Consider the following 19,059-nt stretch of genomic DNA (forward strand, 5'->3'; position numbering starts at 1 on the left):
TATCATGCCCGAAAGAAAAATGGATGGGAAGAGAAAGGCAGCCGTTCTTTTGGTGGCGCTTGGACCAGAAAAAGCCGCTCAGGTGATGAAACATCTCGATGAGGAAACGGTAGAACAGCTGGTGGTGGAAATAGCAAACATAGGTAAGGTCTCCCAGGAAGAAAAGAAACAGGTGTTAGAGGAGTTTCTGAACATTGCCAAGGCAAAGGAGATGATCTCAGAGGGTGGCATAGAGTACGCAAAGAGAGTGTTAGAAAAAGCGTTTGGACCAGAAAAGGCCCGAAAAATCATAGAAAGACTGACTGCCTCTCTTCAGGTGAAGCCCTTCAGTTTCATAAAGGACACGGATCCTGTTCAGCTTGTGAACTTTCTTCAGGGAGAACATCCTCAGACCATAGCGGTCGTTCTGAGCTACCTTGATCCACCAGTCGCCGCCCAGATACTGGGAGCCCTCCCGGAGAATCTGCAGAGTGAGGTTTTGAAGAGAATCGCCCTTCTTGAGAGAACATCGCCGGAGGTTGTGAAGGAGATCGAGAAGAATCTCGAGAAGAAAATATCCGGCTTTGTGAGCCAGACTTTCAGTAAAGTAGGAGGAGTGGACACTGCAGCCGAAATCATGAACAACATAGACAGAAGTACAGAGAAAAACATAATGGACAAACTGGCACAGGAAGATCCCGAACTTGCCGACGAGATAAGAAGGAGAATGTTCGTGTTCGAAGATATTCTCAAACTCGATGACAGATCGATCCAACTCGTCCTGAGAGAAGTTGATACGCGGGATCTGGCCCTTGCCCTGAAGGGTGCCTCAGATGAATTGAAGGAGAAGATCTTCAGAAACATGTCCAAGAGGGCAGCCGCACTGCTCAAAGACGAACTGGAATACATGGGCCCCGTGAGGATAAAAGACGTCGAAGAAGCCCAACAGAAGATCATAAACGTGATCAGAAGACTCGAAGAGGCAGGAGAAATCGTAATAGCAAGGGGCGGTGGAGAGGAGTTGATCATGTAACATGCTCCTCAGAAGAGACGAGATATTCTACATAGACCTTCCAAAAAAGATCAAAACAGAGGAGAAAGAGTCCAAAGAGTCCAGAGAGGTCAAAGAAGATCCAAGGGAACAGCTCAACAGGATCAAAGAACAGATCATCTCCCAGGCCCGAGAAGAGGCCCGAAAGATATTAGAAGAGGCAGAAAAAAGGGCAGAAGAAATATTGAAGAACGCTTCAGAAGAAGCGGAGAGGTTGAAACTCGAAGCGGAAAGACTACTAGAAGAAAAGAAAAAGGAAAAACAGAAGTTCTCCGAGTACATTCTCTCGCTGAAAAAACAGATTCAAACGCAGATCCACCAAAAACTGGAGGAGATCCTTCCCGACATCGTTGAGGTTCTCAGGGTGCTCTTCAGAAAGATTCTCGAGAAGGAAATGGACGAGTCCGTGGTGGAGAGAAAACTCAGGTCCGCTCTCTCTAAAGTGGCCGGTATCGAGAATGTGAGGATAAGAATACATCCGGAGGATCTGGATAAAGTCGATCTGAAAGAGTTGGAAGGCAAGCAGGTGATACCGGATCCCAACGTCGAAAAGGGCGGAGTGATCCTCGAGACGGAGTACGGTGTTCTGGACAAGACTTTCTCCTACCAATGGAGGCTGGTCGAGGACATATTCGAAGAGGTGGTGGGTTTTGAAAGATCTTCTCAGAGAATTGAAGAGGAGACTGAATGAAGAGGACTTCAATCGCTTCAACGGAAGAGTGACACGTGTTGTCGGTCTCACCGTCGAATCGCACGGACCCGATGCGTTTCTGGGGGAGATGTGCAAGATCTCCCTGCAGAACGGAAAGAACGCCCTGGCAGAGGTTGTCGGCTTCAAAGAGGGGAACGTTGTTCTGATGCCCTACGAAGACGTCTCAGGACTGAAGATGGGTTGCGAGGTGATAAGAACAAACAGAGTGCTGGAAATCGGTGTGGGCAGAAACATGATCGGTCGGGTCTTCGACGGACTGGGCCGACCACTCGATGGAAGATCCTTCGTTCCAGAAGCGCGATACCCCCTGACAAACTCACCACCACATCCTCTCAAAAGAAAAAGAATAAAGGATCCTCTTTCAGTCGGTGTCAGGGCAATCGATGGCTTCATCACCATAGGAAAGGGCCAGAGAATCGGGATATTCGCAGGTAGTGGGGTTGGAAAGAGCACACTTCTTGGTATGATCGCACGGAACACAACGGCAGACGTGTGTGTACTTGCGCTGATTGGTGAGAGAGGAAGAGAAGTTAGGGAATTCATAGAAAGAGACCTCGGAGAGGAAGGTTTGAAGCGTTCTATCCTTGTGGTTTCCACTTCCGATCAACCAGCCCTCACCAGGGTGAAATCCCTTCTCACAGCCACCAGCATAGCGGAGTACTACAGGGATCTTGGCTACGATGTGCTCTTGATGGTGGATTCACTCACCCGATGGGCCATGGCACAGAGAGAGGTCGGCCTTGCCATAGGAGAGCCCCCGACTACCAGGGGCTATCCCCCCAGTGTGTTCGCAGGACTTCCAAAGATACTCGAAAGAGCAGGAAACTCAGACAGAGGAAGTATAACAGCCGTCTATACGGTCCTCGTTGAGGCAGATGACTTCAACGAACCCATATCCGATACGGTCCGATCCATCGTGGACGGCCACATCGTTCTCTCAAGGAGACTCGCAGAGTCGAATCATTATCCAGCGATCGATGTGCTGGCGAGTGTGAGCAGGCTGATGAACGACGTGGTCTCAGAAGAACACAAAGAGGCGGCAAACCGCCTCAGGGCATTACTTTCCTCTTACGAGTCAGCAAAAGACCTGATAGAGATAGGTGCTTACAAAAAAGGAACCAATCCTCTTGTCGACAAAGTGATTGAAATGCAAGAGGATATCAACGCGTTCCTGAGACAGGGAATCTTCGAGAAATCCTCTTTCGAAGAAACCGTCCAGAGGCTTCTTGAACTTTCTTCACGTTCTCTTGACTAGATGGGACATGTCTCCTATCATCATGAAAAGCTCGTCGATGTTCTTCAGAAATCCCAATCTGTTCATCCTCAGATCATCCCGATTCACCATCACGAAGACGTTGTCGAAGTAGTCGTCGATATACGGTTTCAGTTCTATCAAATATTGGAGTGCCTCTTCGTAGTTCAGCCTTTCCAGGGCTTTTAGAACCTTCTCCTTCACCTCGAAGAACTTGTTCATCAGTCTCTTTTCCTCTTCCTTCTCAAAAAGTGCACCATCGAATTCCCTGGAATCGTGTTTCTTCGTTATGTTGTGTACACGCTCGAATCCAACGAACAGATCCTGAAACTCCGATCTCTCTGATATCTTTTGAAGAGCCTCCGCTGCGAGTGTTCCTCTCAGGGGTCTTTTCCACAGATGATTCACCGCCCTTGCAACATCGTAGGATACTCCGATCTCGTTGATGAGGAACTGGTAGAACCTGCTTGAAAAGAATTCTTCCAACTCATTGGAAAGACGGAAACCGACCAGGGACGCTGCGAAATTCAAAAGTTCTTCGAGTGAGACATCCCATTCGTTCTTCCTCACTATCCTGAAAACGGTGTCCGCTTTACCTTTCAATCCGTACGGATCCTTCGAACTTGTGGGGATGTTTCCTATCGCAAAATTGCCCACGATGGTGTCCAGTCTATCCGCCATCCCCAGCACTGACCCTATTACGGTTTCTGGGGTCTCAGAGTAATGATCTTCGATGGCAAACGCGAGTTCTTCATCCATTCCTTCCTTCAAAGCGTAGATTCTTCCCATGACTCCCTGAAGTTCTGGAAATTCGTACACTACCTTTGAAGCGATGTCAGCTTTACACACCGATGCTACTTTCAACACTTTGTCAGTGAAATCTTCAGGAAATTTCAGATCCTCACATATCTTTCTTGAGATCCTCACAATCCTCTCCACTTTGTCGTACAACGTGCCGAGTTTTTCCTGAAAGACGATGCCCTTTAACCTTTCGTTCATCTCCTCAAGAGACATCTCCAGATCCTTGTGGAAGTAATAACGGGCATCCTCCAGACGAGCGTTTATCACACGCTCATACCCTTTGACAACGTTCTCAGAAGGCTGGGGACCATCCTGAAACGCCACGAAGAAGTTCGTCAGTCCATCTTTATGAGCGACGAAGGCCCTCTGGTGATGTTTCACAGCTGTGACGATGATCTCCTCTGGAAGTTCGAGATACTTCTGGTCAAACCGCCCCACAAGAATCGTTGGATACTCCGTTATCGCAACGATCTCATCGATGAGATCTTCATCACGTTCGACCTTCATTCCGTAGTTCTTTTCAAAATCTTCCAACTGTTCCAAAACGTTTTTCTTCCTTTCTCTATGAGAAGCTATCACGTATCCCGATCTGAGGACATCGTAATACTCGTCCGGAGTGTTTATCTCCAGAGAACCAGAATGGTACCTTTTCCCATAGGAAAAATGTGAAGCCCTGAGACCGAAGAGAGTGAGGTTTAAAACCCTGTCGTTCAGCATGGCGACGATCCAGTGAACGGGTCTCACATACTCGTACTCTCCTGTTCCCCATCTCATGGGCTTTTTGAAATTCATCCCCATCACGAGAGATTCAAAGATTTCAGGGAGTACCTCTTCGACGGCTTTTCCCTCTATTTTCCTCGATATGTAGACGTAACCATCCCTCTCCACGACGTCCTCAACGGTGGCGTTGTTTTTTCTCAAAAATCCTTCCAGTGCCCTGGTGGGAGCACCCTTTGAGTCATAAGCCACACTCAGTGGAGGCCCTTTCTTCTCTTCCACGAAACCTTCCTGCCTTTCTGAGAGACCACGAAGGAGCACTCCGAACCGTCTGCTGCCGACGAACACCTCTATCGAATCGCACTGGATTCTGTTCGCTTTCAACAACTCCCTTGTTCTCGTTTCGAGCTGTTCCAGAATGTTATAAAATTCACTCGCTGGAAGTTCTTCGAGTCCAACCTCAAGCAGGGCTGTTCTCATGCTCTTGCACCTCCAGGAAAACTCTTGCAACCTTTCGTGCCATCGCCTGAATCCTCTTCACGTACGTCTGTCTCTGGGATACACTTATCGCCCCTCGAGCGTCCAAAAGGTTGAAGGTGTGGGAACACTTCAAAACGTAGTCGTAAGCGGGAAGATAGAGCTTTTTTTCTATGAGCCTGTAGAACTCACTCTCAAATTCATCGAAGTGTCTGAACAGAAGTTCCACGTTTGCCTCTTCGAAGTTGAAGAAGGAAAACTCCCTTTCGTTTTCAAGGAAGACATCTCCATATTTTACGTGCTCGTTCCACTTCACTTCAAAAACGTTGTCGACCCCCTGAAGATACATGGCGATTCTTTCAAGCCCATAGGTGATCTCAAGGGGGATCTCCCTGAGCGAGATTCCTCCTATCTGCTGGAAATAGGTGAACTGCGTGATCTCCATGCCATCCAGCCACACTTCCCAGCCAACACCCCAGGCACCAAGCGTAGGAGATTCCCAGTTGTCTTCTACGAACCTGATATCGTGCTCTCTGAGGTTCACTCCCAGGTACTCCAGTGATTCAAGATAGAGTTCCTGAGAGTTCTCGGGGGAAGGCTTTATGATCACCTGGTACTGGAAGTATCTCTGCAATCTGTTTGGATTTTCCCCGTACCTTCCATCAGTCGGCCTTCTGCTTGGCTGAACGTAGGCAACCTTCCATGGACCTTTCCTCAAACTGCCGAAGAAGGTTGCAGGATGAAAGGTTCCCGCTCCCACCTCGAGATCGTACGGTTGTTCAAGAAGGCATCCTCTGGAGGCCCAGAACTCGTTTAATTTCATTATCACATCCTGAAGATACATCCCTCACTCCCCTTCCTTCACGGCTATGGCCTCTATTTCTATTTCCACGTTCTTTGGAAGCTGGGCAACCGCCACAAAGGATCTGGCGGGTTTGTGCGAGGAGAAGTAACGTGAGTACACCTCGTTGACCTTCGAGAAATGCTCGATACTGGTGGTGAATATCGTCACCTTCACCACGTCTTCCAGGGAAAATCCTCCGGCCTCAAGGATCGCCTTCAAGTTTTCCAGAACCCTCTCTGTTTTCTTTTCGATCGTACCCTCAACGATCTCACCCGTTTCGGGATCCACGGGGATCTGTCCGGAGACGAACATCATGTTACCGGCAACTATCGCCTGAGAGTAGGGGCCTATGGCCTTAGGTGCCCTGTTGGTTTCGATCACCCGCTTCATACTCTCCCCTCCATCTGAAAACAGGCTTTCTCGAGGCGAGCACTTCGTTCACCCTTCGAACGGGGGTTCTGTGAGGTGCGTTTTTCAGAACATCCGGATTTTCGAACGCTTCTTTGACCACTTTTTCGAGAATCTCTGCGTACCTGTCCAGTGTTTCCTTGCTCTCTGTTTCGGTTGGCTCTATCATGAGGGCTTCTGGTACTATCAGCGGGAAGTACACCGTCGGTGGGTGGACCCCATTGTCCAGAATCCGCTTTGCGATGTCCAGGGTTCTAACTCCTGTTTTTTTGAACACCTCTTCGGCACTGGCTACAAATTCATGCATGCAGAAACCGTCATAGGGCACCCTCAAGAATCTGGAAATCTTTTTCTTCAAATAGTTCGCATTCAAAACGGCCATTTCACTGACTTTTTCAAGGCCATCTCTTCCCATCATCAGGATGTAACTGTAAGCTTTGACAAGAACAGGAAAGTTTCCGAAGAAACTCCTCACGCGCCCTATGGTCTTCTTCGGGACGGTGAGTCTGTAACGATCTTCTTCTTTCTCCACATTTGGAAACGGTAGAAAGTCGACAAGATGCCGCTTCACGCCGACGGGCCCTGAGCCGGGTCCCCCCATACCATGTGGTGTGGAAAACGTCTTGTGAAGGTTCAGATGAACGATATCGAACCCCATGTCACCCGGCTTCACCTTACCCATGATGGCGTTGAGATTTGCTCCATCGTAGTAAAGGAGTGCTCCACAGTTGTGAGTCAACTCTGCTATCTTCAAAATATCCCTTTCGAAGAGACCGAGCGTGTTGGGATTTGTGAGCATGACGGCTGCAACCTCATCGTCTAGATGCTTTCTCAAATCCTCCACGTCCACCATGCCATCTTTACTCTTTATCTCTACTACCTCAAAACCTACCATGGAAGCAGATGCAGGATTTGTCCCATGGGCAGAGTCTGGGACCAGTACCTTTCTTCTTCTCGTGTCCCCTCTGTCATCGAAGAACTTCTTCACTATGAGCATGCCAGTGAGTTCACCGTGAGCGCCTGCCGCAGGTTGAAGCGTCATGTCATCCATTCCGGTGATCTCACACAGCATCGCTTTCAATTCGTACATCAGTTGCAAACAGTCCTGAAGCGTTTCTTCAGGCTGGTATGGATGCACGTTTCTGAAACCCGGTAGATTCGCCACCTTTTCGTTCAACTTGGGATTGTACTTCATGGTGCACGAACCAAGCGGGTATATTCCCACATCTACCGCATAATTTTTGTGGGCAAGTTCTGTGTAGTGTCTCACAACGTCGGGCTCGCTCACCTCTGGCAGTCTCAGAGGCATCCGACGAACAAATCGTTCAGGAAGAGAGTACTCCGGAACACTCTTTTCTGGAAGGGTGAAAGCCCTTCTTCCCTTTTTTGATTTATCGAATATCGTCATCTCATCGCCTCCAGAAACCTTTCGATGTCATCTTTGGTGGTCATCTCTGTGGCACACGCAAGGGCAACGCTGCCCAGCTCAGGATACATCCTTTCCAGAGGCAGAGGACCAAGAATCTTCTTTTCCATCATCTTCTTCCATCTTTCGGGGTAGTCTTCGGGAACCTCGAAAACAAACTCGCTGAAGAAATCCCCCGAAAATTTCTTTCTGAAACCTCTTTCCTCCAGTTTCTCCTGAAGGTAGTGCGCCGCATCGTAGGAGCGTTTTGCCACCTCTTTCAAGCCCTCCGGTCCCATCACACTGAGATACACAGCTGCGATCAAAGCAGCGTGGGCATGGTTCGAACAGATGTTGGAGGTGGCCTTTGCACGTCTTATGTGTTGTTCTCTTGTTTGAAGGATCATCGTGTAAGAAGTGTTCCCTTCTGCGTCAACGGTTTCTCCTATCAACCTTCCGGGCATCTGTCTGACGTATTTTTCTCTTGTGGCGAAGATTCCAAGAGAGTAACCCCCAAGCCACATCGGTATACCAAGAGATTGCCCTTCTCCTACGACAACATCTGCTCCGAAGTTTCCAGGAGGTTCCAGAATCGCCAGCGAAACAGGCTCCACAACGACCACCATCATGGTATTCTGCGTTTTTTTCCTCACGTACTCAAGATCCTCTATCACCCCGAAGAAGTTTGGATACTGAACCACCACAGCCGCCGTTTCATCGTCGATATCTTCGAGGACGACCCTTCCTGTGTCATCGTAACCTATTTCGTCTATCCTGAAACCGCGAGTTTTAAGATAAGTTCCGAGAACTTCTCTGTACTCCGAATGGACAGATCTTGCAACAAGAACTTTCTCTTTTCCCGTGAGGCGAAAACACATCAAAACAGCCTCGGCAAGAGCGGTTGCCCCATCGTACATGGAAGAATTTGCCACTTCCATTCCTGTCAACTCGCAGACCATGGTCTGGTATTCGAAGAGTGCCTGGAGTGTTCCCTGGGAAATCTCCGCCTGATAGGGTGTGTAGGCCGTCAGGAACTCTGGCTTCATGGCAAGATCGTAAACGACCGATGGAACGTATCTTTTGTAGATACCCGCTCCAAGAAGAACGGTGTATTCTTCAAGATCTGCGTTCCTCTTAGAAATTCCTTTGAGATGAGTGAAAACGGTGAACTCATCTTGAGATTTTGGAAGATTCAGAGAAGACCTCGTAGAAACTGGAACTTCAGAAAACAGATCGTCTATCGATGAAACTCCTATGAAGTCAAGCATCTCACGTATATCTTCTTCCGTATGAGGAATGTAGGGATGTTTCAACATCTATACACCTCCGGAAAACTCACTTCTGCTCACAGAATTCCTTGTACGCCTGTTCATCGAGAAGATCCGACAGCTCACTTTCATCGGCGATTTCCATCTTGAAAATCCACCCTTCTCCTTCAGCATCTTTATTTATGAGCTCAGGCTCAGTCTCAAGCCTTTCGTTCACCTCTGTGATCTTTCCACTGAGTGGTGCGTAAACATCCGCAGCGGCTTTAACAGATTCTATACTGGCCACAACATCTCCCTTTTTCACTTCCTTTCCCACTTCCGGAAGATCCACATAAACCACGTCTCCCAGTTCTTCCTGCGCGTGGTTTGTGATTCCAACGGTTGCCACCTTTCCTTCGATCTCGACCCACTCGTGGGTTCTGGTGTACTTCTTCATCCTCACGCCTCCCTTCTCACACTTCCTCTGTAGAAAGGTTTTTTCACAACATGGGCTTCCACATTCTTTCCAGGAAATGCAACTTCCAGTCGATCACCGGTCTTCACACACCTAGATACGAGAGCCAGGGCTATCGATTTTCCAAGGGTGGGTGAAAAGTTCCCACTTGTTATCGTTCCTACCTCTTTTCCTTCTTTCAAAACGATGTAACCCTTTCTTGCGATTCTTCTTCCCGAAAGTTCCAGTGCCACGAGTTTCCTTTCGACCTTTTCTTTCAGTTCGAGCAGTGCCTCTTTTCCGACGAAGTCTTTGTTCATCTTCACCACCCATGAGAGTCCCACTTCGAACGGATTGGTGCTCTCATCCATATCCTGTCCGTAGAGGAGGTAAGATGCTTCAAGACGACACACATCCCGAGCCCCCAGACCGGCGGGTTTCCCATCCACGGCACCAGCAATCTCTACGAGCGTATCCCAGATCCTCGCAGCACTTTCCGCGTTCATCATCAACTCGAATCCATCTTCTCCTGTATATCCCGTTCGAGACACAAGAACGCTTTCTCCATCCAATCTTCCCCACTGGAACGAATAATAACCAATTCCTTCAAGATCAACATTCACAACCCTTTGAAGTGCCTCCTGAGACTTCGGCCCCTGAAAGGCCACAAGCGCCGTTTCATCGGAGACATTTCTCACTTCGACGTTGAAATTTTTCGAATGCGTTTTTATCCACTCGTAATCTTTCTCGATGTTCGCAGCGTTCACAACCATGATCGCTTTTTCACGAGAGATCTTGTAAACCACGAGATCATCAACGATTCCCCCTGCTTCGTTACACATCACAGTGTACATCGCCTTTCCTTCAGGAACGGAGGAAAAATCGTTCGTGACAAGAAAATTCACAAAGTCCACAGTTTCCTGACCTTCCACGACGATCTCGCCCATGTGTGAAACGTCGAACACCCCTACTGATTTTCTGACGGCCATTACTTCCTCGAATATGGATGAGTAATAAAGAGGCATGGTCCAGCCTGCAAAATCGACCATTTTTGCCCCCAAAGCAATGTGCCTTTCATAGAGAGGAGTCCTATTCATTCTGTATTCCCTCCAGAATCTTTTTCGCCTTCTCCAGAAGATCCTTCGGTACTTTTACCTGAACAAGAGCGGATGAACCAAAGATGGCTCGGGGAGTAACGTCATCACATGTTTCGATTATGTACGGTATGTCGTTTTCTTTCAAAAGACTCTCTACCATTCGGATCTCCAGTTCGCTTCCCTCGATTAAAACACTCCACTCCAAAGATTGAAACCTCCTTACACTATGATTCACAATGTGTTAACGCTCCACAGAAGTGGTAAATTGACATAGGGATTCCAATCAGATTTTATCACCTTCTGCCACATATGCTAAACTCTCAATTGAGGTTAACAAATAAACTTTTGAGGGAGGACGATAGCCTTGAAGAAAATAGCAGTGCTCACGAGTGGAGGAGATGCCCCCGGTATGAACGCTGCAGTGCGAGCTGTTGTGAGATATGGAATCAAAAACGGTCTGGAAGTCATAGGTGTGAGGAGAGGATACTCTGGACTCATCGATGGAGATTTTGTGAAACTCGAGTACAAAGACGTAGCAGGTATCACAGAGAAAGGCGGTACGATTCTGAGGACCTCAAGATGCGAGGAATTCAAAACAGAAGAAGGTAGAGAAGCAGCGGCAAAACAGTTAAAAAAACACGGAATAGAAGGTCTTGTCGTCATCGGTGGCGAAGGAAGTCTCACAGGAGCACACCTTCTCTATGAAGAACACAATGTACCCGTTGTGGGAATTCCTGCGACCATAGACAACGACATCGGACTCACCGACATGTGCATTGGAGTCGACACATGTTTGAACACTGTAATGGATGCCATTCAGAAGTTGAAGGACACGGCGAGCTCCCACGAAAGGGCGTTCATCGTGGAGGTTATGGGAAGGCACTCTGGTTACATTGCGCTCATGGCAGGTCTAGTAACGGGAGCAGAAGCCATCATAATTCCGGAAATCCCCGTGGATTACTCTCAACTCGCAGACAGGATACTCCAGGAGAGAAGAAGAGGAAAGATAAACAGTATCATCGTTGTTGCAGAGGGTGCGGCGAGCGCGTACACCGTTGCTAGACACCTCGAATACAGGATAGGCTACGAGACGAGGATCACGATACTGGGACACGTTCAAAGAGGTGGTTCTCCAACGGCGTTCGACAGAAGACTCGCCCTGAGCATGGGAGTAGAAGCCGTTGAAGCCCTTCTGGGCGGTGAAGCGGATGTGATGATCGCTCTCCAGGGAAACAAATTTGTCAGGGTTCCCATCATGGAGGCGCTCTCAACCAAGAAGACCATCGACAAGAAGCTATATGAAATCGCACATTTACTCTCGTGAAACGAGGTGAAAAAAGTGACAAGGAGCACCAAGATCGTCTGCACAGTCGGGCCAAGAACGGACAGCTATGAAATGATAGAAAAAATGATCGATCTTGGAGTCAACGTTTTCAGAATCAACACCTCCCATGGAGACTGGAACGAGCAGGAACAGAAGATTTTGAAGATAAAGGACCTGAGAGAGAAGAAGAAAAAACCTGTGGCGATCATGATCGATCTTGCAGGACCAAAGATCAGAACAGGCTATTTCGAAAAAGAGTTCGTGGAATTGAAGGAAGGCCAGATCTTCACGTTGACCACAAAGGAGATCCTGGGAAACGAGAAGATCGTATCTGTCAACCTGAGCACTCTTCCAAAGGATGTGAAAAAAGGAGACACCATCCTTCTGAGCGACGGAGAGATCGTCCTTGAAGTACTCGAAACAACGGACACGGATGTGAAAACGGTTGTGAAGGTTGGTGGAAAGATCACACACAGAAGGGGTGTGAACGTTCCAACGGCAGACCTTTCAGTCGAATCCATCACAGACAGAGACAGAGAATTCATCAAACTCGGCACACTCCACGATGTGGAATTTTTCGCACTCTCCTTTGTGAGAAAACCAGAGGATGTTCTCAAAGCGAGGGAAGAGATCAGAAAGCACGGGAAGGATATACCCATAATCTCGAAGATAGAAACGAGGAAGGCCCTGGAACGTCTGGAAGACATAATAAAGGTGAGCGATGCCGTCATGGTAGCCCGTGGAGACCTGGGTGTGGAGATCCCCATAGAAGAGGTACCGATCGTTCAGAAAGAGATCGTGAAGATCTCCAAGTACTACTCCAAGCCCGTCGTGGTGGCAACACAGATCCTTGAATCGATGATAGAACGCCCGTATCCAACGCGCGCAGAGGTCACGGATATAGCGAACGCCATCTTCGACGGTGCGGATGCCCTGCTTCTGACGGCCGAAACTGCCGTTGGGAAGTATCCAATAGAGGCGATAAAGGTCCTGAGTAAAGTGGCGGAAGAGGTGGAGAAGAAATCGGAATTTTTCAGAACACTGGAATACGATACAAATGACGTCTCCGAAGCCATTTCCCATGCATGCTGGCAGCTTTCCAATTCCCTGAAAGCAAAGTTGATCATCACACCCACCATCTCCGGCAGCACGGCCATCAGGATCTCAAAGTACAATGTGTCACAGCCCATCGTGGCTCTGACTCCTGAAGAGAAAACCTATTACAGACTCTCCATCGTCAGAAAGGTGATCCCTGTTCTCGCTGAAAGATGCTCACAGGAACTAGAATTCATCGAAAAGGGTCTGAAAAAGGTCGAAGAGATGGGACTGGTCGAAAAGGGAGACCTCGTGGTCCTCACTTCCGGAGTGCCCGGGAAGGTGGGAACGACGAACACCATAAGGGTGTTGAAGGTGGAGTGAGGGGGGATTGGCATGAAGATCACCTGGTTCGGTCACGCGTGTTTCTCCCTGGAAATCGAAGGAATAACCATCGTCACCGATCCGTTCGATGAGAGTGTAGGATATCCCATCCCAAATGTCACTGCCAACGTTGTTACGGAAAGCCACCAGCATTTCGATCACAACGCCCACCACCTTGTTAAAGGGAACTTTCGGCTGATCAACTCTCCTGGAAGTTATACCGTGGACGGTGTGAAGATAAAGGGTATAGAGACCTTCCACGATTCTTCACACGGAAGAGAAAGGGGAAAGAACATCGCCTTCGTTTTCGAAGGTGAAGGGTTGAGGGTCTGTCATCTGGGTGATCTGGGACATGTGCTCACACCATCTCAGGTGAAGGAGATAGGAGAGGTCGACGTGCTACTGGTTCCGGTTGGAGGAACGTACACCATAGGTCCGCGTGAGGCAAAGGAAGTTTCGGGGTTGCTTGAGGCAAAATTCATCATTCCCATGCATTACAAGACAAAATACCTGAAATTCAATCTTCTGCCCGTCGACGAATTTTTGAAACTGTTTGAAAAACACGAGCGTGTCGGGAACATACTGGAGCTCTTCGAAAAACCCACCGAGCGAAAAATTGTCGTCATGGAGGTGCAGTGATGATAAAGGTGCTGATAGACGAAGAGACGCTGAAGAAGAGAGTGAAGGAACTTGCTCAGGAAATAGAAGAATACTACAAAGACAAAACAGACACCATCCACGCCGTGTGCATCCTGAAGGGTTCCATACACTTCTTCAGTGATCTCGTGCTGAACATGAGGAACCTGAACGTCAAGTACTCTTTCATTCATGTATCGAGTTACCAGGGAACCTCCTCAACGGGAAGAATCAGGGTGAAATCCTGGATCGATGAATCCATACACGACGAGTACGTGCTTCTGGTGGAAGACATCGTCGACACGGGTCTTACACTCCAGCACATAGTCAGATACCTGAAGAAGTACGATCCCAGGGACTTCAAGATAGTGACTCTCATAGAAAAAATGGTTCATGACCACGGTGTTCCTCTGGACTTTGTTGGTTTCAGAGTGGATGATAAATTTCTCGTCGGGTACGGTCTGGACGTGGATGAAAAATTCAGAAACCTTCCGTACATCGGTTATGTGGAATAAGGGATTTGTTCTCATCTTCGCTTTGGTTGTTCTTTCGATAGTTTCTTTCATAATATTTCAAATACTCTACATCCTCTCCTTTCTGGTGGGGTGAATCCTTCTGCCTGTACTTCTGGAGGAGTTTCTCGACGAAATCGAGCGTATGTTGAAGGATCAAATCGACGAAAAGAAGATCCTCCAGCTCCACAGGGAGCTGGATGATCCTTTACTGGAAAACGAAGATCTCAAAAGTAAACTTTTTGCCTTTGTGGAATACGTGAAAGAGATACCCCATCTTCCAGAACCGAGAAAAAGATACAGAGTTGGGAAAACCTTTGAGATGATAGAAAAGCTCAGAAGGTGGTATCTCGTAGAGTATCTGAGCTGCTTTTCAGCAGAAAAGATAGACCTTTCAACGGACGTTCAGTACGCCAGAGGAGTTGGTCCTGGAAGAAAAAAGAAGCTCAAAAAACTTGGAATAGAAACCCTAAAGGACCTTCTCGAATTCTTTCCCAGAGACTACGAAGACAGAAGAAAGGTTCTGAAACTGAACGAGCTGGTACCGGGAAGAAAGGTAACAACGCAGGGAAAAATCTCGAGTGTGGAGAAGAAAAAATTTCAGAACATGAACATACTGGTAGCCGTTCTGTCCGATGGGTTGATGCACGTGCTGCTCAAGTGGTTCAACCAGGACTTTCTCCACACCCAGCTGAAACAGCTCATTGGCAAGGAAGTCTTTGTGACAGGGATTGTGAAGTTGAACCCTTACACCGGTCAATACGAAATCCACAACGCCGAAGTCCTTCCAAAGGAAAGGGAAATCATAAGGCGGATATTCCCTATCTACCGACTGACTTCCGGTATTTCCCAGAAACAGATGAGAAGAATCTTTGAGGAAAACATACCCTCTCTTTGCTGTTCTCTTGAAGAGACCCTCCCGGAAAGGATCATAAAGAAAAGGAATCTTCTCAGTATAAAAGACGCTTACTATGGTATGCACTTTCCAAAGACCCTCTATCATCTTGAAAAGGCAAGAGAAAGGCTGGCTTACGAGGAACTGTTCACGTTGCAACTTGCTTTCCAGAAAGTGAGAAGGGAAAGAGAAAAACACGGAGGAATTCCAAAGAAAATAGAAGGAAGACTGGCAGAGGAGTTCATAAAATCTCTGCCCTTTCAACTCACAGGCGCCCAGAAAAGGGCTCACGAAGAAATACGAAGAGACATGGTCTCCGAAAAGCCCATGAACCGTCTTCTTCAGGGGGATGTTGGCTCTGGAAAAACGGTGGTTGCCCAACTTGCCATTCTGGACAACCACGAAGCAGGGTTTCAGGCCGCTTTCATGGTCCCAACCTCGATCCTTGCGATACAGCACTACAGAAGAACCGTTGAGAGCTTCTCCAGATTCGATATTCGGGTGGCACTTCTCATCGGGGCAACTTCTCTGTCTGAGAAAGAAAAGATAAAATCTGGTCTCAAAAACGGTCAGATAGATCTTGTGATAGGGACGCACGCCCTGATACAGGAAGACGTTCATTTTAAGAATCTCGGTCTTGTCATAATCGATGAACAACATCGTTTTGGGGTGAGACAGAGAGAAGCCCTCATGAACAAGGGCCGGATGGTAGATACGCTGGTGATGAGTGCCACACCGATTCCTCGAAGTATGGCCCTTGCCTTTTACGGAGATCTGGACGTCACCGTGATAGATGAGATGCCCCCCGGGCGCAAAGAGGTACAGACCATCCTTGTTTCAATGGACAGGGTAAACGAGGTGTACGAGTTTGTGAGGCAGGGGGTGATGAGAGGAGGCCAGGCTTTCATTGTTTACCCGTTGATCGAAGAATCCGACAAGTTAAACGTAAAATCCGCTGTTGAGATGTACGAGTATCTCTCCAAGGAGGTGTTCCCGGAATTTCGTGTAGGTCTCATGCACGGCAAGCTCTCTCAGGAAGAGAAAGACAGGGTGATGATGGAATTTGCAGAGGGAAGATACGACATCCTCGTATCCACGACCGTTATAGAGGTCGGTATAGACGTTCCGAGGGCAAACGTTATGGTGATAGAAAACCCCGAAAGGTTCGGTCTTGCACAGCTTCACCAGCTTCGCGGAAGGGTTGGAAGAGGGGGCCAGGAGGCTTACTGTTTCCTTGTGGTGGGCGACGTGGGAGAGGAAGCCATGGAAAGGCTCAGGTTCTTCACACTCAACACAGATGGATTCAAGATAGCAGAGTACGATCTAAAGACAAGGGGACCAGGAGAGTTCTTCGGACTCAAACAGCATGGTATGAGCGGCTTCAAAGTGGCGAATCTCTACAGGGACCTGAAGCTTCTCGAGTGGGCAAGAGAGGATGTTCAAGAGATCGATGTCGACAAAATAAATCTTCCAGAGGAAATAAAACTCATAGAGGTAGGTTGAGGAGTCTTTCGATCACCCTCTTTTCCATTTCGAACAGTCTTTCATCAGTGAGATCCATTGCCCGTTCATCCAGCGTTACTTCATCGACGATCCTGGAGGGCCTTCCAGAAAGAAAGAAGATCCTGTCTGCTATGAAAACAGCCTCTTTCACATCGTGAGTCACAAAGACAATGGAAAAATTTCTCTCTTCCCACTGTTCCATCAAAAGGTCCATCACCCGTATTTTCGTCTTCAAGTCCAGGGCGTCAAAAGGTTCATCGAGAAGGAGAAGATCCGGCTCCACAAGGAAAGCTCTCACGAAGTTCACCCTCTGCTTCATCCCCTCGCTGAGTTGCCAGGGATAGTGTCCTTCAAAACCCTTCAAACCCACTTTTTCCAGGAAAGACCTTATCCTTTCTGGATCGTCTCTGATCAGTTTCAGGTTCTCCATGACCGTTTTCCATGGAATCAACCTGGGATCCTGAAACACGTATCCTATCCTTTCTGTGAAAATCTCCACCCTTCCATGGAAACTCTCAAGACCAGCGATTATCCTCAAAAACGTGGTCTTCCCACAGCCGGACGGTCCAAGGAGGGCCACTTTTTCTCCTTTCTTTACTTCAAGGTTCCAGTCTTCTATCACCGCAACGCCATCAAAGTCTTTCTTCAAATTCTCTACTCTCAGGAGAGTCTCCACCTTCTCCACACCCTCCCCGTGAGTACTCTCACAAGTCTCTCGAAAGATATTCCAAGAGCCACGGTGAAGATGGTGAGAGCGTACACACGAGGCACATCCACGTACTGCCTTGCCCAGGAGATCAGAACACCGAGTCCCCTGTCACCACAGAGATACTCTGCCATGACAACCGCTTTCCAGACGTTCCCGGAGGAAACCTCGAGGATGGAAAGGACGAACGGCCAGAGCGAGCCGAGGTACACCTCTTTCAGAACCTTTGTTCGGGGTACTCTGTAAACCCTCATCACTTCCACAAGTTTTCTGTCGACACTTCTGACACCCGATACGGTTGTGAAGATGGCAATCGGAAGGAGGGAAAGGATGGATATGACAACGGGCCCCTGCCATCCTATACCCCACAGGAAAATCACAACGGCAAGCCAAGAAATGACCGGTACCGCCTGTATCACCGTGATCACAGGGCGCAAAAATTCGTACACCCTATCACTAGTTCCCATGAGAAATCCCACCGGAAGTCCCACAGCAATGACAACCACTGTGGAAAGTGCACCTTTCCACAGTGTACTCAGAAAAGCCTCGAGTGTTTCTCTGTTCAGCGTTTCAACGAAAACTTTAAAAGTCTCCAGAGGACCGGGAAGAATCAGAGAAGAGGGAAAGAGAAGATGAAGAAGATACCACACAAAGAGAACGAAAACGATTCCAAAGAGTATCTTCATTTCCTGTAGAATCCTTCGTCCGGCACCTTCTGAAGACCTTCCGGATAGAGTTCGTTCAGTTTTCGAAGAAAGAGCGAGACCTCGTCCTTGCATTCCCTCGACGGTACATACTGAAACTCTATCCTCTCAAGTGAAGCCCTGAGGATCTCATACGGAATGCCAAGCCTTTCAGAAGAGAGCCGAACGGTCTCTTCGGGATTTTTCTTCATCCATTCTATCGAGGCCGAGAGAACCTCTTCAACTTTCCTGACCGTTCCTTCATCCACTCCCTCTCTCACAAAAAGACCCGCAATCGGAATTCTTCCGAGAACTCCCGTTTCTTTTCCCCACTCCTCCTGAAAATCAAGCACCACCTTCCCTCTGTCAAGACACATGGAGACGAAGGGTTCAGGCAGGGCCGCATACTTCACTTTCCCAGCCTTGAAAAGGACCACTATCTCCTGAGGGGGAGCGTAGAGAATCTTCACGTCTTCATCGGGTTTCAAGCCTGACTTCGACAGGAAATACCTCATCAGGACATCAACGGTCTGTCCTCTTCCATGTGGAGTGTAGACTTCCTTTCCCCGAAGACTCTCCCAGCCATCGAAACTAGCATCACTTGCAGCAACAAGATAGAACACCTTCCACTCGTGTACACCCACGAGTTGAACTCCAATACCTTTAGCGTAAAGATTCGCTCCGACGGTCACAGGAAGCACCGCAAAGTCAACTTTTCCAGAAACGATCTTTGCTACAGCCTCTTCTGGATTTTTCCAAATTTCGATGTTCACATCATCCGAAACCTTTCCACTCATTATCGGCACAACGGGGATCAGTGCAGGACCGAAGGGGTTGAGAACGGTGAGTCCAAAAAGGAAAGAAACCGACAGAAGGATCAGAACAAGAGTCATCCTTTTCATATGGATCACCCCCAAAAAAGAAAGGGAGGGGACAA

General features: G+C 48.2%; 19 protein-coding genes. 8 read left to right on the plus strand and 11 right to left on the minus strand.

What is annotated here, in order from left to right; genetic code table 11:
* Nucleotides 1-4: 4 nt before the first annotated feature.
* The 3 genes from fliG to fliI are packed head-to-tail and all read left to right on the plus strand — an operon-like array spanning nucleotide 5 to nucleotide 2,997.
* On the plus strand, nucleotides 5-1,012 hold the full coding sequence (fliG, locus tag AS006_RS01090; protein ID WP_101512541.1) for a flagellar motor switch protein FliG: 1,008 nt from the start codon (nucleotides 5-7) through the stop codon (nucleotides 1,010-1,012).
* A 1-nt stretch (nucleotide 1,013) separates the two neighbouring features.
* Nucleotides 1,014-1,721 (plus strand): FliH/SctL family protein, encoded by a 708-nt coding sequence (locus AS006_RS01095; RefSeq protein ID WP_101512542.1) that lies wholly within the window; start codon nucleotides 1,014-1,016, stop codon nucleotides 1,719-1,721.
* Complete coding sequence (gene fliI / locus AS006_RS01100) at nucleotides 1,681-2,997, plus strand: flagellar protein export ATPase FliI (RefSeq protein ID WP_101512543.1); 1,317 nt, start codon at nucleotides 1,681-1,683, stop codon at nucleotides 2,995-2,997. The genes AS006_RS01095 and fliI overlap by 41 nt, the downstream gene beginning before the upstream one ends.
* Here the strand turns inward: fliI and glyS are convergent.
* The 8 genes from glyS to AS006_RS01140 are packed head-to-tail and all read right to left on the minus strand — an operon-like array spanning nucleotide 2,980 to nucleotide 10,649.
* Complete coding sequence (gene glyS / locus AS006_RS01105) at nucleotides 2,980-4,992, minus strand: glycine--tRNA ligase subunit beta (protein ID WP_101512544.1); 2,013 nt, start codon at nucleotides 4,990-4,992, stop codon at nucleotides 2,980-2,982. The genes fliI and glyS overlap by 18 nt on opposite strands.
* Nucleotides 4,973-5,833, minus strand: coding sequence for a glycine--tRNA ligase subunit alpha (locus AS006_RS01110; RefSeq protein ID WP_015918964.1), 861 nt, complete (start codon nucleotides 5,831-5,833; stop codon nucleotides 4,973-4,975). Before AS006_RS01110 ends, glyS begins: the two co-directional genes overlap by 20 nt.
* A 3-nt stretch (nucleotides 5,834-5,836) precedes the next feature.
* Complete coding sequence (locus AS006_RS01115; protein WP_101512545.1) at nucleotides 5,837-6,223, minus strand: RidA family protein; 387 nt, start codon at nucleotides 6,221-6,223, stop codon at nucleotides 5,837-5,839.
* Nucleotides 6,189-7,649 (minus strand): aminomethyl-transferring glycine dehydrogenase subunit GcvPB, encoded by a 1,461-nt coding sequence (gene gcvPB / locus AS006_RS01120; protein ID WP_101512546.1) that lies wholly within the window; start codon nucleotides 7,647-7,649, stop codon nucleotides 6,189-6,191. Before gcvPB ends, AS006_RS01115 begins: the two co-directional genes overlap by 35 nt.
* Nucleotides 7,646-8,959, minus strand: a complete 1,314-nt coding sequence (gcvPA, locus tag AS006_RS01125; protein ID WP_101512732.1) for an aminomethyl-transferring glycine dehydrogenase subunit GcvPA — start codon at nucleotides 8,957-8,959, stop codon at nucleotides 7,646-7,648. The genes gcvPB and gcvPA overlap by 4 nt, the downstream gene beginning before the upstream one ends.
* A gap of 22 nt (nucleotides 8,960-8,981) precedes the next feature.
* Nucleotides 8,982-9,356 carry a glycine cleavage system protein GcvH gene (gene gcvH, locus AS006_RS01130; RefSeq protein WP_101512547.1) on the minus strand — a complete coding sequence of 125 codons (375 nt, stop codon included), beginning with the start codon at nucleotides 9,354-9,356 and terminating at the stop codon, nucleotides 8,982-8,984.
* Entirely contained in the window at nucleotides 9,353-10,444 is a 1,092-nt protein-coding gene (gcvT, locus tag AS006_RS01135; protein ID WP_101512548.1) for a glycine cleavage system aminomethyltransferase GcvT, read from the minus strand. The genes gcvH and gcvT overlap by 4 nt, the downstream gene beginning before the upstream one ends.
* Nucleotides 10,437-10,649, minus strand: coding sequence for a putative signal transducing protein (locus AS006_RS01140; protein WP_101512549.1), 213 nt, complete (start codon nucleotides 10,647-10,649; stop codon nucleotides 10,437-10,439). The genes gcvT and AS006_RS01140 overlap by 8 nt, the downstream gene beginning before the upstream one ends.
* Before the next feature lie 159 nt (nucleotides 10,650-10,808).
* On the opposite strand from AS006_RS01140, the gene pfkA reads away from it, so the two are divergent.
* The 5 genes from pfkA (at nucleotide 10,809) to recG (ending at nucleotide 16,733) form a co-directional block, all read left to right on the plus strand.
* Complete coding sequence (gene pfkA / locus AS006_RS01145; RefSeq protein WP_101512550.1) at nucleotides 10,809-11,768, plus strand: 6-phosphofructokinase; 960 nt, start codon at nucleotides 10,809-10,811, stop codon at nucleotides 11,766-11,768.
* Between the two features lie 15 nt (nucleotides 11,769-11,783).
* Complete coding sequence (gene pyk / locus AS006_RS01150) at nucleotides 11,784-13,187, plus strand: pyruvate kinase (protein ID WP_101512551.1); 1,404 nt, start codon at nucleotides 11,784-11,786, stop codon at nucleotides 13,185-13,187.
* A 12-nt stretch (nucleotides 13,188-13,199) separates the two neighbouring features.
* Entirely contained in the window at nucleotides 13,200-13,826 is a 627-nt protein-coding gene (locus AS006_RS01155; RefSeq protein ID WP_101512552.1) for an MBL fold metallo-hydrolase, read from the plus strand.
* Complete coding sequence (hpt, locus tag AS006_RS01160) at nucleotides 13,826-14,338, plus strand: hypoxanthine phosphoribosyltransferase (RefSeq protein WP_199167253.1); 513 nt, start codon at nucleotides 13,826-13,828, stop codon at nucleotides 14,336-14,338. The genes AS006_RS01155 and hpt overlap by 1 nt, the downstream gene beginning before the upstream one ends.
* Before the next feature lie 142 nt (nucleotides 14,339-14,480).
* Nucleotides 14,481-16,733 carry an ATP-dependent DNA helicase RecG gene (recG, locus tag AS006_RS01165; protein ID WP_233185578.1) on the plus strand — a complete coding sequence of 751 codons (2,253 nt, stop codon included), beginning with the start codon at nucleotides 14,481-14,483 and terminating at the stop codon, nucleotides 16,731-16,733.
* On the opposite strand, the gene AS006_RS01170 is transcribed toward recG, so the two are convergent.
* The 3 genes from AS006_RS01170 to AS006_RS01180 are packed head-to-tail and all read right to left on the minus strand — an operon-like array spanning nucleotide 16,717 to nucleotide 19,024.
* Nucleotides 16,717-17,409, minus strand: coding sequence for an ABC transporter ATP-binding protein (locus AS006_RS01170; protein ID WP_101512733.1), 693 nt, complete (start codon nucleotides 17,407-17,409; stop codon nucleotides 16,717-16,719). The genes recG and AS006_RS01170 overlap by 17 nt on opposite strands.
* Complete coding sequence (locus AS006_RS01175) at nucleotides 17,394-18,125, minus strand: ABC transporter permease (protein WP_101512555.1); 732 nt, start codon at nucleotides 18,123-18,125, stop codon at nucleotides 17,394-17,396. Before AS006_RS01175 ends, AS006_RS01170 begins: the two co-directional genes overlap by 16 nt.
* Nucleotides 18,122-19,024, minus strand: coding sequence for an ABC transporter substrate-binding protein (locus AS006_RS01180; RefSeq protein ID WP_101512556.1), 903 nt, complete (start codon nucleotides 19,022-19,024; stop codon nucleotides 18,122-18,124). The genes AS006_RS01175 and AS006_RS01180 overlap by 4 nt, the downstream gene beginning before the upstream one ends.
* Between the last annotated feature and the right edge of the window lie 35 nt (nucleotides 19,025-19,059).

It is taken from the genome of Thermotoga sp. SG1 (genome assembly GCF_002865985.1).
Classification (GTDB): domain Bacteria; phylum Thermotogota; class Thermotogae; order Thermotogales; family Thermotogaceae; genus Thermotoga.